The sequence below is a fragment of the Streptomyces sp. NPDC096136 genome (assembly GCF_044763325.1).
Lineage (GTDB): Bacteria > Actinomycetota > Actinomycetes > Streptomycetales > Streptomycetaceae > Streptomyces.
The window spans coordinates 26788-39301 of record NZ_JBIWFZ010000020.1 but is presented as its reverse complement, the minus strand read 5'-3'; the positions used below and the strand labels follow the sequence as shown (position 1 = coordinate 39301).

Here is a 12514-nt window from a genome sequence, read left to right as displayed (position 1 = left end):
CCGCCGGCCCCACACTGACCCGATGACGCAGCGTGTGGACCTGGCGACGGTGATGGACCGGCTGGCGGTCGACGAGGTGGTCTCGGGGTACGCGGCGGCCGTCGACGACGGCGACTGGGCGGCCTACCGGGCCCTGTTCGCCCCCGGCGGGCGGGCCGACTACGGCTCGGCCGGCGGCATGGAGGGGCCGGCCGGGGAGGTGGCCGACTGGCTCGCGGAGACCATGCGGCTGTTCCCGGTCCGCCAGCACCTCATCGTCAACCGGCGGATCCTGCTGGAGGACCGGGACGGGTTCCCCGGGGACACCGCGCGGGTGCTGGCCGACTTCCTCAACCCGATGCGGCTGGCGGGCGGGGGCGACGGGGGCACCTCCCCCGACTTCGTCACCGCCGGGCGCTACACCTTCGCGCTCGCCCGCACCCCGGAGGGCTGGCGGCTCACCGGGGTGACCGTGCACGAGAAGTGGCGCCACGTGCGGGCCTGAGGGACGGCCCGGAACCTGCCCGCGCGGCCCGCCGGGCGCGGTCCCACACTGGATGCGGAGGCACCTCATGGTCGCGGAGCTGAGCGGGCGGACCGGGCACGGCGCGCGGGGCGGGCACCGCGGGCGGACCCGGTGGTGGCGGGCGGCGGGAGCGGTGGCCGCCGGGGCGCTGCCCTGCCTGGCCTTCCCCGCCCCGGCGCTGTGGTGGCTGGCGTACGTGGCCCTCGTTCCCTGGATGCTGCTGCTGCGCACCGCCCCGACCGGGCGGCGGGCGGCCTGGGAGGGCTGGCTCGGCGGCGCGGGGTTCATCGTGGCGGTGCACCACTGGCTGCTGCCGAGCCTGCACGTGTTCCTGATACCCGTCGCCGCGCTGCTGGGGCTGCTGTGGATCCCCTGGGCGCTGCTGGTGCGGGAGCTGCTCGGCGGGGCGCCGGCTCCGGGGCGGGCCGCGGCGGCGCTGGTCCTCGTACCGGCGGGGTGGCTGCTGTCGGAGCTGGTCCGGTCCTGGCAGGGGCTGGGCGGGCCGTGGGGGCTGCTCGGGGCGAGCCAGTGGCAGGTGCCCGCGGCGCTGCGGCTGGCCTCCGTGGGCGGGGTGTGGCTGGTGAGCCTGCTGGTGGTGGCGGTGAACTGCGCGGTGGTGCTGGCGGTGGCCGCGCCGGGGGCGCGGCGGGTGGCGGTGGCCGCGGTCGCGGGGGGCGCCGTGCTGACGGGGGCGGTGTGGCTGTGGCTGCCGCGCCCCGCGCCCGCGGGCGGGCTGCGCGTGGCCGTCGTCCAGCCCGGCCCCATGGAGGGGGCGGACTCCGCGGACCAGCGCTTCGCGGCGCAGGAGCGCCTCACCGCGGACCTGGAGGGGACCCGCCCCGACCTGGTGGTGTGGGGCGAGAGCAGTGTCGGCGCGGACCTGGCGGCGCGGCCCGACCTGTCCCGGCGGCTGGCGGAGCTGGCCGCGCGGGTCGGGGCCCCGCTCCTGGTCAACGTGGACGCCCGCCGCTCGGACCGGCCCGGGATCTACAAGAGCTCGGTCCTGGTCGGGCCCCAGGGGCCCACCGGGGACCGGTACGACAAGATGCGGCTGGTGCCCTTCGGCGAGTACGTACCGGCGCGCTCGGTGCTGGGCTGGGCGACCTCGGTCGGCAAGGCGGCGGGCGAGGACCGGATGCGGGGCGCGGGACCGGTGATCATGAACCTGCCGGACGGCGTCCGGATCGGTCCGCTGGTGTGCTTCGAGACGGCCTTCCCCGACATGAGCCGGCACCTGGCGGGCGAGGGGGCCGGGGTGCTGGTCGCCCAGTCCTCTACCTCGACGTTCCAGCACAGCTGGGCTCCGGCCCAGCACGCCTCGCTGGCGGCCCTGCGCGCCGCCGAGACCGGCCGCCCCGTGGTGCACGCCACCCTGACCGGGGTCAGCGCGGTCTTCGGTCCCTCGGGCGAGCGGATCGGCGGGGCCCTGCCCACCTCGGCGAGCACGGCGGCCGTGTACGAGGTGCCGCTCGCCCGGGGCACGACCCCCTTCGTCCGCTTCGGGAACTGGCCCGGCGCGGCGTCCGTGGCCGCGCTCGCCCTCTACTGCGCGGTGCGGGGCGCCCGGGCGGTCAGGGTCGCCGGCTCTGCTCCAGAGCCGTCAGCACCACCCGCTCGCACAGCTCGTGGGTGAGCAGGGCGTCCCGGGCGCTGAGCACCTTCCCGGTCTCCACCGCCTCCATGAAGGTGTCAACGGCCTGCTCGATGCCGCGCTGGCGGGCCACGGGGACCCAGTCGCCGCGCCGGCGGACGGTCGGCTGGCCCTTGTGGTCGATGATCTCGGCGAGGTTGACGACCTGGCGCTTCGAGTCCTGTCCGGACACCTCCAGGACCTCCTCGGTGGAGCCGGACAGCCGGTTCATGATGCCGAGCGCCGTGAATCCCTCGCCGGACATCTGGAGCACCACCTGCGACATCAGCCCCTCGCGCACCACGGCGCGGACGTCGATGTGGTCGGCCTCGCCGGGCAGCAGGAAGCGCAGGGTGTCGACGACGTGGATGAAGTCGTCCAGGACCAGGGTGCGCGGGTCCTCGGGCAGCCCGACCCGGTTCTTCTGCAGGACGATCAGGTCGCGCGGGAGGTCGGCGCACTGCGCGTAGCCGGGCGCGTGGCGGCGGTTGAAGCCGACGAAGAGCGAGGTGCCGCGCTCCTCGGCCAGCTCGACCAGGCGGCGCGAGTCCGCGAGCTCGTAGGCGAGCGGCTTGTCCACGTACGTGGGCACGCGCGCCTCCAGCAGCCGCTCCACGATCTCGGGGTGGGCGCCGGTCGGGGCGTGCACGAAGGCGGCGTCGAGGCCCTGGGCGATCAGCGCGTCGAGCGAGGCGTGGCGGCGTCCCTCGGGGACGTGGTGGACCGCGCCGAGCCGCTGCAGCGTGGCGGGGGTGCGGGTCTGCAGGTGCAGTTCGACCCCGGGACGGGTGGTGAGGACGGGCAGGTACGCCTTCTGTGCGATGTCGCCGAGTCCGATGACGCCGACCTTCACCGGGAGCCTCCTGGTATGTGCCGTATGGGACTCCGCAGCTTAATCGCTGGTCGCCGGCGGCGCGTTCGACCAGGATGGCGGCCATGACCACCTCCCCGGCGGACCGCCGCCCCGAGCCCTCCACCACCGCCGGCGAGCGGGAGATGCTGGACGGCTGGCTCGACTACCACCGCGCCACCCTCGCCTGGAAGTGCGAGGGCCTCTCCGACGAGCAGCTGCGCAGCACCCCGCTGCGGCCCTCCGCGCTGAGCCTGATGGGCCTCGTCCGGCACATGGCGGAGGTGGAGCGGTACTGGTTCCGGGAGATCTCGCTGGGCGAGGACCTGCCCGACCTGTACAGCACCCGGGAAAACCGGGACGGGGACTTCGACTTCACCGCCCGGGACACCTGGGCCGAGGCGCAGGAGGTCTGGCGCGACGAGGTCGGGCTGGCCCGCCGGGCGGCGGCGGACCGCTCCCTCGACGCGCTCTCCGACGCGGCGAGCCACCACCGGGGCGAGGTGTTCAGCCTCCGCTGGATCTACACGCACATGATCGAGGAGTACGCCCGCCACAACGGCCACGCCGACCTGCTGCGCGAGCACATCGACGGCGCCACCGGCGAGTAGCCGCGGCCCGGTCCCCGCAGGGCGGTGTCCGCCGGACACCCCCTCCGCGTCACCCGTGCGGGGTGAATATCGGCTCAGGGTTTTCGCAACGGGGCCCTCGCAGAGCAGAGTTGCGCGGGTGCATCCAACCCGAACCTCGACGAAACTGCTCCTCGGAGCCGCCTGCGCCGTCTCGGCGGTCTCGGCGGTCTCCGGCTGCGTGAACGTGAGCCCCGCGCCGATGCGGCCGGCGGGATCCGCCGACGGGGTGCAGCCCCGGCAGGAGCCGCGCGGGGGCCCGGGGCCGCTCGTGCCGGTGGTGGTCGAGGCGCCCGCCCTGGAGGCGCTGAAGGCCGTGCCCCGGGACGGCTCCGTACGGCCGTCGGCCCCCACGGTGGCGGGCCGGGGGACGGCGCGCACCGCGCCCGGGAGCCCCGCGGGGGGCGCGGGGGCGGAGGAGGCCGCGCAGGACGTCCGGGCCGTCCCGGACATCCCCGAGCCCCGCAGGCCCGCCGGGCACGCCCAGCGGCTCCCGGAGGGCCTTCCCGGGCCCGTACGGCCCGACGCGCGGGTGCCGCGCGAGCTGGCGCGGGAGCTGCCGGTCCGCCCGGCGGACGTGTGCGCGCTGGGCCGGCGGCACGGGCACTGGCAGCCGGACAGCCCGGAGAGCCGCATCTGCGCGGGCGTGCACGACGGCTGAGCGGGGCCCTGGCGGCGGCCCGGGGCCGCCCCGGCCGGGTTCCTAGGGCGACTGCTCGGGGAACGGCCGGGGTCCCGGTCCCGCCTCCGCCGCGAGCCGGCGCTCCAGCCGGGCCAGGGAGTCCCGCACGCCGTTGCCGTACCCGTCGTCGGGCAGGGCCCGGGTGGCGGCCCGGGCCTGCGCGAGGTGCACCCTCGCGGCCTCGGGCCGGCCCAGTTTGACGTAGTCGGCCGCGAGGCTGAGGTGCAGCGAGGGGTAGAAGACCCGGACCGCCTCGCCGAGACCGTCCGCGGCGTTCAGGGCCCTCAGGTCCCAGGCCAGCTCGTCGGCGGGGTCGTCCTGGGTGTCGGCCATGTAGTGGGCGAGGGTGCAGCGGTGCAGGGAGTCGCCCTCCTCGCCGATCTCGGACCAGATCTCGCAGAGCCGGTTGCGGGCCTCCTCGCGGTCCCCGGCGTGCAGCAGGATGACCGCCTGGCCGATCCTGGTCATGACGGCGTCCTCCGACGCCTCCTGCTGCTGCTCCGTCAACGGGGCCTCCGGCTCGCTCCGCCGGACCTGATCCGGTCCGATCATCAAGAAGCTAACCGGAGGCAGCGCCTCTGGCGCCGAGGCGCGGTGGGGTGTCAGCCCAGGTCCGGGATCCGCCAGTCGATCGGCTCATGGCCCTGGGCGGCGACGGCCTCGTTGATCTGCGTGAAGGGCCGGGACCCGAAGAACTTCTTGGCCGACAGCGGCGAGGGGTGGGCGCCCTTGACGATGACGTGCCGCTCCTGGTCGATGAGCGGGATCTTCTTCTGGGCGTAGGCGCCCCAGAGGACGAACACGGACGGGTCGGGACGGTCGGAGACGGCGCGGATCACCGCGTCGGTGAACTTCTCCCAGCCCTTGCCCTTGTGCGAGTTGGGCTCGGCCTCGCGGACCGTGAGGACGGCGTTCAGCAGGAGGACGCCCTGCTGGGCCCACGGCATCAGGTACCCGTTGTCCGGGACCTCCAGGCCGAGCTCCTCCTTCATCTCCTTGTAAATATTGCGCAGCGAGGGCGGGGTCTTGACCCCGGGCTGCACGGAGAAGCAGAGGCCGTGCCCCTGGCCGGCGCCGTGGTACGGGTCCTGGCCGAGGACGAGCACCTTCACCTTGTCGAACGGCGTGGCCTCCAGGGCGGCGAAGACCTGCTCGCGCGGCGGGTAGACCGGCCCGTTCGCCCGCTCCTTCTCGACGAACTCGGTGAGCTCCTTGAAGTAGGGCTGGTCCAGCTCCCCGCCGAGGACGGGGAGCCACGACTCGGGCAGCATCTGGGTCACGTCGACAACCTCCGGTACAAGTTCGTGCAACTGCTCAGAACCTACCGGGCGCCACTGACAGCGGCGCCGCCCGGTCTGCGCCGCCACCCGCCGCCACCCGCTGTCACGCCGTCGTCACCAGCTGGTCTTGCGGTACAACTCCCACATCTGCATGGCGGTCTGGGGGTCCAGGGCCCGCTCGGCCCCGGCGATGTCCTCGCGGGCGCCGACGTAGAGCTTGCCCTGCCACAGCGGCAGCAGCCGGACGTCCTGCGCGAAGATCTGCTGGGCCTGCTCGAACTCCCGGACGCCGGCCGCACGGTCGCTCTCGCGGCGGGACTTGGGCAGGATCTCGTTCAGGATCGGGGCCGGCTCGTACGGGGTGCCGACCGCGTTCTCCTTGCCGACGAAGGGCGCGATGAAGTTGTCCGGGTCCGGGAAGTCGGGGAACCAGCCGCGGCCGAAGACCGGGTATTCGCCGTTCTTGTAGCCGACCTGGAAGTCCTTCCAGGGCTTTCCGCGCAGGGTGATCTTGAACAGGCCGCTCTCGTCCAGCTGCCGCTTGAGTTCGGTGAACTCGTCGGCGGTGGAACCGCCGTAGCGGTCGGTGGTGTACCAGAAGGTCAGCTCCACCGGCGTGTTGATGTTGGCGCCCTGGAGGATCTTGCGCGCCTTGTTGACGTCCGCGTTGCCGTACAGGTCGTAGAACGGCGTCTTGTGGCCGACGACCCCCTTGGGGACCATCGAGTACAGCGGCTCGGCGGTGCCCTGGTAGACCTTGGTGACGAGCGCCCCGCGGTCGACGATCTGGGCGATGGCCTGGCGCACCTGCGGCTTGGCGACCTGCGGGTCCTTGGGGTTGAAGACCAGGTAGCGGATCTCGGCGCCGACGTTCTCGACGACCTGGACGCCCTGGTTGTGCGAGGCGGGGCTCTGCAGGTCCTTGATCTCCGCCGCCGACAGGCCTCGGTAGGTGGCGTCGATGTCCTTGTTCTTCAGGGCCGCGACCATCTCGTCGGACTTCTTGAAGTACCGGATGGTGACGCCGTCGTTGCGGCGGTTGGCGAAGCCCTGGTAGGTCTCGTTGCCGCCGAGGACCGCCTCGGAGCCCTCCTTGTACGAGGTCAGCAGGTACGGGCCGGAGCCGGTGACCTTGCCGTCGGTGCGGAGCTTGTCGGCCGGGTAGTCCTTGGGCGCGACGAGCGAGGCGGCGGGCGAGCCGAGGACGTACGGGAAGGTCGCGTCGGGGGTCTTCAGGTGGAAGACGACCGTGAGCGCGTCCGGGGCCTCGATCTTGTCCAGGCTCTCGAAGAGGCCCTTGGGACCGACCTGGGAGTTGATCGTCCTGATCCGGTCGAGGGAGTGCTTGACCGCCTTGGAGTCGAGCGGCTCGCCGTCGGAGAACTTCAGTCCCTTGCGCAGTACGCACCGGTACGCCATGTTCGCCGTGTCGGTGAACTCGCAGCTCTGGGCGGCGTCGGGCTGCGGCTTGGTGCTGCCCGTGGGGAACGCCAGGAGGGTCTGGTAGATGTTCCGGTAGAGCTCCCAGGAACCGTCCCAGGCCGCGGCGGGGTCGAGGGTGCTCGGGGCGCTCGTCGTGCCGACGGTGATCCTCTTCGCGGCGGCGTCGGAGTCGTCCGACAGCAGACCGCATCCGGCGACCAGGGATATGGACGCAAGGGCCGCAGGGACCTGCAGGCATCTGGTCCGGTTGAACACGTGCACGCTCCTCGATCAGCCACCGGGTGCGGCAGACCCTACCTCAGAGCGTCACAAATCCAATGGGCAGGTTTCGTGAGGCTCTTGACCGATTTCGCGCATGTTCGATACGTATTTGCCTCCCATTGGGAGGCAAATACGTCCGGTTATCGGTCAGTGCACACCGGCATTCAGGAACATTCCCCCGTCGACCACCAGGGTTTGTCCAGTAATCCATTCCGCTTGTGCAGATGTAAGAAATGCGGCCGCGCCCCCGATGTCCTCCGGGACCCCGAGCCGGCCGAGCGGGTAGGCCGCCGCTGCCTCCTGCTCGCGGCCCTCGTAGAGCGCCTGCGCGAACCTCGTCTTGACCACGGCCGGGGCGATCGCGTTGACCCGGACCCCCGGCGCCATCTCGTGGGCGAGCTGGAGCGTGAGGTTGATCATCGCGGCCTTGCTCATGCCGTACGCCCCGATGAAGGGCGAGGCGGAGACCCCGGCGATCGAGGCGATGTTGACGATCGCCCCGCCGTTGTCCTTCTGCCAGGCGTGCCAGGTCCGCTGGGCGAAGCCGAGCGCCGAGATCACGTTGGTCTCGAAGACCTTCCGCGCCACCTGGAGGTCCAGGTCGGCGATCGGCCCGAAGACCGGGTTGGTGCCCGCGTTGTTCACCAGGAAGTCCACGCGGCCGAAGGCCTCCATCGCCCGGTCCACGGCGACGGCCTGGTGGGCCTCGTCGTGCGCCTTCCCGGCCACGCCGACCACCCGATCGGCCCCGAGCCGTTCGACGGCCTCCTTGAGCGCGTCCTCGTTGCGCCCCGTGATCACGACCCGGTCGCCCCGGGCGACCAGCGCCTCGGCGATCCCGTAGCCGATCCCCCGGCTCGCACCGGTGACCAGTGCGACCCTGCCGCTGTCCGTGCCGTTGTACGCCATTCCGTACGCCCTGCCTCTCGGGGGTGTCGTCAGTTGAGCGGGCCGCCGGCCACGTAGAGCACCTGGCCGGAGACGAAGCCCGCGGCCTCGCCGGTGAAGAAGGCGATGGCGTTGGCCACGTCCTCGGGGCGGCCCACGCGCTGCACCGGGATCTGCGTGGCGGCGGCGAGCTGGAACTCCTCGAAGCCCATGCCGACGCGGGCGGCGGTCTGCGCGGTCATCTCGGTGGCGATGAAGCCGGGGGCGACGGCGTTGGCGGTGACGCCGAACTTGCCGAGCTCGATGGCCAGGGTCTTGGTGAAGCCCTGGAGGCCGGCCTTGGCGGCGGCGTAGTTGGCCTGGCCGCGGTTGCCCAGCGCGGAGCTGCTGGAGAGGTTCACGACGCGGCCGAACTTGGCCTCCACCATGTGCTTCTGACAGGCCCGCGCCATCAGGAACGCCCCGCGCAGGTGCACGTTCATGACGGTGTCCCAGTCGGTGTCGCTCATCTTGAAGAGCAGGTTGTCGCGGAGCACGCCCGCGTTGTTCACGAGGATGGTCGGGGCGCCCAGCGTGCTCGCGACCCGCTCGACGGCCGCCTCCACCTGGGCGGCGTCGGAGACGTCGCAGCCGACCGCCAGGGCCCTGCCGCCGGCCGCCGTGATCGCCTCCACGGTGTCCTTGCAGGCCGACTCGTCGAGGTCGAGCACGGCGACGGCCCGGCCCTCGGCGGCCAGGCGCAGGGCGGTGGCCGCGCCGATGCCCCGGGCCGCCCCGGTGACGATCGCGACGCGCTGCTCGGTGGTGGACATGCTGGTTCTCCTCGCCCTTGAGAGACGGCCGCCCGAGGTGAGCAACCGCTTAGTAGCTTCAGCTGAGGAGACGCTAGGAGTCGCGGCACCGCGTGTCAACGGGGTCCCGGCCCGGTGGCGTTCGCGCCGCGGGGCCGCCGTCCGCCGTCCGGGGCGGCGCGGGCCCCGGACGGCGCGGCGGCGGGCCCGCGGGCCGCCCGGTCAGCGGACCAGCAGGTCCAGCAGGCGCTCCACCTCCGCGGCGGGATCGGCGGTCAGGCCGGTGTGCACCGGACCCGGCTGGACCACGGTGCTGCGGGGGGCGATCAGCCAGCGGAACCGCCGCCCCGCGTCGTCGCCCGCCGCCTGGCCCGCCCGCTCGCCGCCCTCGCACAGCCCCTCGACCCCGCGCAGCGCGGCCCTGACGCCGGCCACGTCGGCCTGCGGGTCCAGGGCGAGGAGCTTGGCCTCGTCGAGGTGGGTGCGCGCGGCGACGTAGGAGTGCGCACGGCAGTAGACGATGACACCGGCGTTGAAGCACTCGCCGCGCTCCATCCGGGGCACCACGCGCACCAGCGCGTATTCGAACACGTCCCGCTTGGTCACTCGTCGCCGCTCTTCTGCTTGTTCTCGTTCTTGTCCGACTGGGGAGGGAGGCGCTCGGCGAGCCAGCCCGGCGGACCGGACTGCGGCCTGACCTCGGCCTCCATGGTGATCCTCTCGTGGATCGTGGCCGCGCGCGGCAGCAGCGCCTCCACGTAGGCGCGCCGTACCGCGTCGGCGGAGTCGAAGCCGGGCTCGTCGACGAGCCACTCGTCGGGGACGTCGGCCGCGACCTCGGTGAGCAGCTCCTCGGTCACGAGGGGGGCCAGCTCGGCGGCGGCGGCCGCGACGTCCGGGCCGACGGGGGCCAGGACGTGGTCGGAGGCGTTGTAGGGCTTGGCGGCCGCGGCCTGGGCGGTGGGCCAGTTGTGGTGCCAGATCATCGTGGCGCCGTGGTCGATGAGCCAGAGGTCGCCGTGCCAGACCAGCATGTTCGGATTGCGCCAGGACCGGTCGACGTTGTTGATCAGCGCGTCGAACCAGACGACGCGCCCGGCCTCGGCCGGGTCGGCCCGGTAGGCGAGCGGGTCGAAGCCGATCGAGCCGGGCAGGTAGTCCATGCCGAGGTTGAGGCCGCCGCTGGCCTTGAGCAGCTCCTGCACCTCCTGGTCGGGCTCGGCGAGCCCGATGACGGGGTCGAGCTGCATCTGCACCAGCCGCGGGACCCTCAGCCCCAGCCGCTGGGCGAGGCGCCCGCAGACGACCTCGGCGACCAGGGTCTTGCGGCCCTGGCCGGCTCCGGTGAATTTCATGACGTAGGTACCGAGGTCGTCGGCCTCGACGATTCCCGGGAGCGAGCCGCCCTCACGCAGGGGCGTGACGTAGCGCGTCGCGATCACTTCGGACAACATCCGGCCAGGTTACGGGGGTCAGCCCCGCGCGGCCCACCGGGTGATGAGCGCTTCGGCCGTGGTGACGGACGCCACCAGGGCGAGCGAGTTGCGGATCACCTCGGCGGTGCAGGAGGCGGGCACCCCGGCGATGGCGTCGGCCGGGACCACGACCTCGTAGCCGAGGTTCACCGCGTCGAAGACGGTGTTCGGGATCGCGATGTTGGAGGAGACCCCGGTGACGACGAGGGTCCGCACGCCGAGGTTGCGCAGCAGGGCGTCCAGGTCGGTTCCGGCCATCGGGGAGAGCCCGTGGAGCCGGCGGACCACCAGGTCCCGCGCGTCCACCGTGAGGGGGGCGGCGACCTCCACCGCCCGGCTGCCGGTCAGCTGGCGCACGGGCAGCCTCCCGGCGGCCCGGAAGAGCCGCGCGTTGGTGTTGGCCCCGAGCCCGTCCGGGCGCCGCTCGGCGACCGCGTGCACCACCTGCACCCCGGCCCCGCGCGCGGCGTCGACGAGCGCGGCCACCCGGTCGAGCATCCCGGAGTCGCGCGCCTCCTTCGCGAGCTCGGGCAGGGCGCTCTCCTCGCCGACGACCCCGTTCTGGCATTCGACGGTGAGCAGCGCGGTGGCGGCGGGATCGGACTCCGGCATGGCTCCCCCTGGTGCGTCGACGGAAGAGGACGCATGATTCCTGACACACAGTCAGATGTGAAGGGGTGCGGGACCTATGGACGGGACACGCGGGCAGGGGGCGCAGCGGCGGGGCCGCCGCATCATGATGACCGGGCAGGAGGTGGACGCCTTCCTGCGCGAGCGGCGCACCTGCCGGGTGGCGACGGTCTCCCCGGACGGGCGCCCGCACGTGGGCGCCCTGTGGTTCGCCTGGGACGGCACCTCGCTGTGGCTGTACTCGATCACCCGCAGCCGCCGCTGGTCCGACCTGCGGCGGGACCCCCGGATCTCGGTGGTGGTGGACGCGGGAGAGGAGTACGGGGAGCTGCGCGGGGTCGAGCTGTCGGGCACGGCGGCCTTCGTCGGCGAGGCCCCGCGCACGGGCGAGCCCTGCCCGGAGCTCGCGGAGGCGGAGCGGATCTTCCCGCGGAAGAACTTCGGCATCGAGGAGATGCCGCACGACGGCCGGCACGCCTGGATCCGCCTGACCCCGGACGCGATCGTGTCCTGGGACTTCCGCAAGCTCTAGGACCCCCGCACCCCGGCGGCCGCCGCCCTCAGGGCCTCGACGGCCGCGCGGAGGGAGGGCCGGCGGTCGGCGTCCGCGCGCCAGACGGCGTACACGTGGCGCCGTACGGTGTCGCTCACCGGCAGCAGGCGGACCCCCGGCGGCACCGGCCCCCGACCCAGCCGGGGCGTCACGCACACGCCCAGGCCGGCCTCCACGAAGGCGAGCTGGGTGTGGTGCTCCTCGGCGATGTGCGCGACGCGCGGCTCGACGCCCGTCCCGCGCAGGGTGAAGACCAGCCACTCGTGGCAGAACTGCCCCTCGTTCCAGGAGATCCAGTCGTCGTCGGCGAACTCCGCGAGGGAGATCTGCGTCCGGCCGGCCAGCGGGTGGTCCCGGGGGACCGCGATGTCGGCGGCGTCGTCGAGGAGGTGGACGCGGGTCAGCTCGGCCGGGACCGGCATCCGCTTGTTGTGCCAGTCGATGGCCAGGGCCATGTCGAGGTCGCCCCGGACCACCGCCGCCATGCTCTCCTCCGGCTCCTTCTCCCGTACCAGCACCCGCAGTTCGGGGTGGCCGGCGCGCAGGGCCGTCAGGGTCTGGGGCAGCAGCCCGCGCATGGCGGTGGGGAAGGCCCCGATCCGCAGCTCCCCCACCGCGCGGCCGCGCTGGGCCTCCACGTCGGCCTGGGCGAGCTCCACCTGGGAGATGATCCGGGCCGCGTGGTCGGCGAGCAGCCGCCCGGCGTCGGTGAGCCGGATGCCGCGGCCGTTCTTGGCCAGCAGGGGCTGGCCGACCTCCCGCTCCAGCTTGGCCATCTGCTGCGAGACCGCCGACGTGGTCACATGGAGTCCGCACGCCGCCCCGCTGACCGAGCCGTGGCGGGCGAGGGCATCGAGGGTGCGCAGGCGTTCCAGGCTCAACATGTAAGCGATGCTA

Annotated in this window: 15 protein-coding genes; 5 read left to right on the top strand and 10 right to left on the bottom strand. The window is 73.2% G+C overall.

The window, feature by feature from the left end; all coding sequences use genetic code 11:
• Nucleotides 1-22 precede the first annotated feature (22 nt).
• Nucleotides 23-484, top strand: a complete 462-nt coding sequence (locus tag ACIRBY_RS30570; protein WP_403906621.1) for a nuclear transport factor 2 family protein — start codon at nucleotides 23-25, stop codon at nucleotides 482-484.
• A gap of 67 nt (nucleotides 485-551) precedes the next feature.
• Nucleotides 552-2138 (top strand): apolipoprotein N-acyltransferase, encoded by a 1587-nt coding sequence (gene lnt, locus ACIRBY_RS30565; RefSeq protein WP_403906618.1) that lies wholly within the window; start codon nucleotides 552-554, stop codon nucleotides 2136-2138.
• Here lnt and ACIRBY_RS30560 read toward each other — a convergent pair.
• Entirely contained in the window at nucleotides 2077-2988 is a 912-nt protein-coding gene (locus tag ACIRBY_RS30560; RefSeq protein WP_403906615.1) for a Gfo/Idh/MocA family protein, read from the bottom strand. The genes lnt and ACIRBY_RS30560 overlap by 62 nt on opposite strands.
• Nucleotides 2989-3071: 83 nt before the next feature.
• On the opposite strand from ACIRBY_RS30560, the gene ACIRBY_RS30555 reads away from it, so the two are divergent.
• Together ACIRBY_RS30555 and ACIRBY_RS30550 are read left to right on the top strand one after the other, a co-directional pair.
• On the top strand, nucleotides 3072-3596 hold the full coding sequence (locus tag ACIRBY_RS30555; protein WP_403906613.1) for a DinB family protein: 525 nt from the start codon (nucleotides 3072-3074) through the stop codon (nucleotides 3594-3596).
• 118 nt (nucleotides 3597-3714) lie between these two features.
• On the top strand, nucleotides 3715-4275 hold the full coding sequence (locus tag ACIRBY_RS30550; protein WP_403906610.1) for a hypothetical protein: 561 nt from the start codon (nucleotides 3715-3717) through the stop codon (nucleotides 4273-4275).
• A 42-nt stretch (nucleotides 4276-4317) separates the two neighbouring features.
• Here ACIRBY_RS30550 and ACIRBY_RS30545 read toward each other — a convergent pair whose 3' ends face one another.
• The 8 genes from ACIRBY_RS30545 to ACIRBY_RS30510 all read right to left on the bottom strand — a co-directional run bounded on the left by ACIRBY_RS30545 (nucleotide 4318) and on the right by ACIRBY_RS30510 (nucleotide 11046).
• A complete protein-coding gene (locus ACIRBY_RS30545) occupies nucleotides 4318-4848 on the bottom strand; it encodes a hypothetical protein (RefSeq protein WP_403906607.1) in 531 nt (176 codons plus the stop codon).
• A gap of 50 nt (nucleotides 4849-4898) precedes the next feature.
• Nucleotides 4899-5567: a uracil-DNA glycosylase gene (locus tag ACIRBY_RS30540; RefSeq protein ID WP_042818237.1), complete on the bottom strand. Its 669-nt coding sequence runs from the start codon at nucleotides 5565-5567 to the stop codon at nucleotides 4899-4901.
• Between the two features lie 123 nt (nucleotides 5568-5690).
• On the bottom strand, nucleotides 5691-7274 hold the full coding sequence (locus tag ACIRBY_RS30535) for an ABC transporter substrate-binding protein (protein ID WP_403906604.1): 1584 nt from the start codon (nucleotides 7272-7274) through the stop codon (nucleotides 5691-5693).
• Between the two features lie 153 nt (nucleotides 7275-7427).
• Entirely contained in the window at nucleotides 7428-8189 is a 762-nt protein-coding gene (locus tag ACIRBY_RS30530; protein ID WP_403906602.1) for an SDR family oxidoreductase, read from the bottom strand.
• A 29-nt stretch (nucleotides 8190-8218) separates the two neighbouring features.
• Nucleotides 8219-8980: a 3-oxoacyl-ACP reductase FabG gene (fabG, locus tag ACIRBY_RS30525; protein WP_403906600.1), complete on the bottom strand. Its 762-nt coding sequence runs from the start codon at nucleotides 8978-8980 to the stop codon at nucleotides 8219-8221.
• A 201-nt stretch (nucleotides 8981-9181) separates the two neighbouring features.
• Nucleotides 9182-9565 (bottom strand): DUF3037 domain-containing protein, encoded by a 384-nt coding sequence (locus tag ACIRBY_RS30520; RefSeq protein WP_366456330.1) that lies wholly within the window; start codon nucleotides 9563-9565, stop codon nucleotides 9182-9184.
• On the bottom strand, nucleotides 9562-10413 hold the full coding sequence (locus tag ACIRBY_RS30515) for a HipA family kinase (RefSeq protein WP_403906597.1): 852 nt from the start codon (nucleotides 10411-10413) through the stop codon (nucleotides 9562-9564). Before ACIRBY_RS30515 ends, ACIRBY_RS30520 begins: the two co-directional genes overlap by 4 nt.
• 18 nt (nucleotides 10414-10431) lie before the next feature.
• Complete coding sequence (locus ACIRBY_RS30510) at nucleotides 10432-11046, bottom strand: cysteine hydrolase (RefSeq protein WP_403906594.1); 615 nt, start codon at nucleotides 11044-11046, stop codon at nucleotides 10432-10434.
• 76 nt (nucleotides 11047-11122) lie between these two features.
• On the opposite strand from ACIRBY_RS30510, the gene ACIRBY_RS30505 reads away from it, so the two are divergent.
• On the top strand, nucleotides 11123-11596 hold the full coding sequence (locus tag ACIRBY_RS30505) for a pyridoxamine 5'-phosphate oxidase family protein (protein WP_403906591.1): 474 nt from the start codon (nucleotides 11123-11125) through the stop codon (nucleotides 11594-11596).
• Here ACIRBY_RS30505 and ACIRBY_RS30500 read toward each other — a convergent pair.
• Nucleotides 11593-12501, bottom strand: a complete 909-nt coding sequence (locus tag ACIRBY_RS30500; RefSeq protein ID WP_403906590.1) for a LysR family transcriptional regulator — start codon at nucleotides 12499-12501, stop codon at nucleotides 11593-11595. The genes ACIRBY_RS30505 and ACIRBY_RS30500 overlap by 4 nt on opposite strands.
• Nucleotides 12502-12514 lie beyond the last annotated feature (13 nt).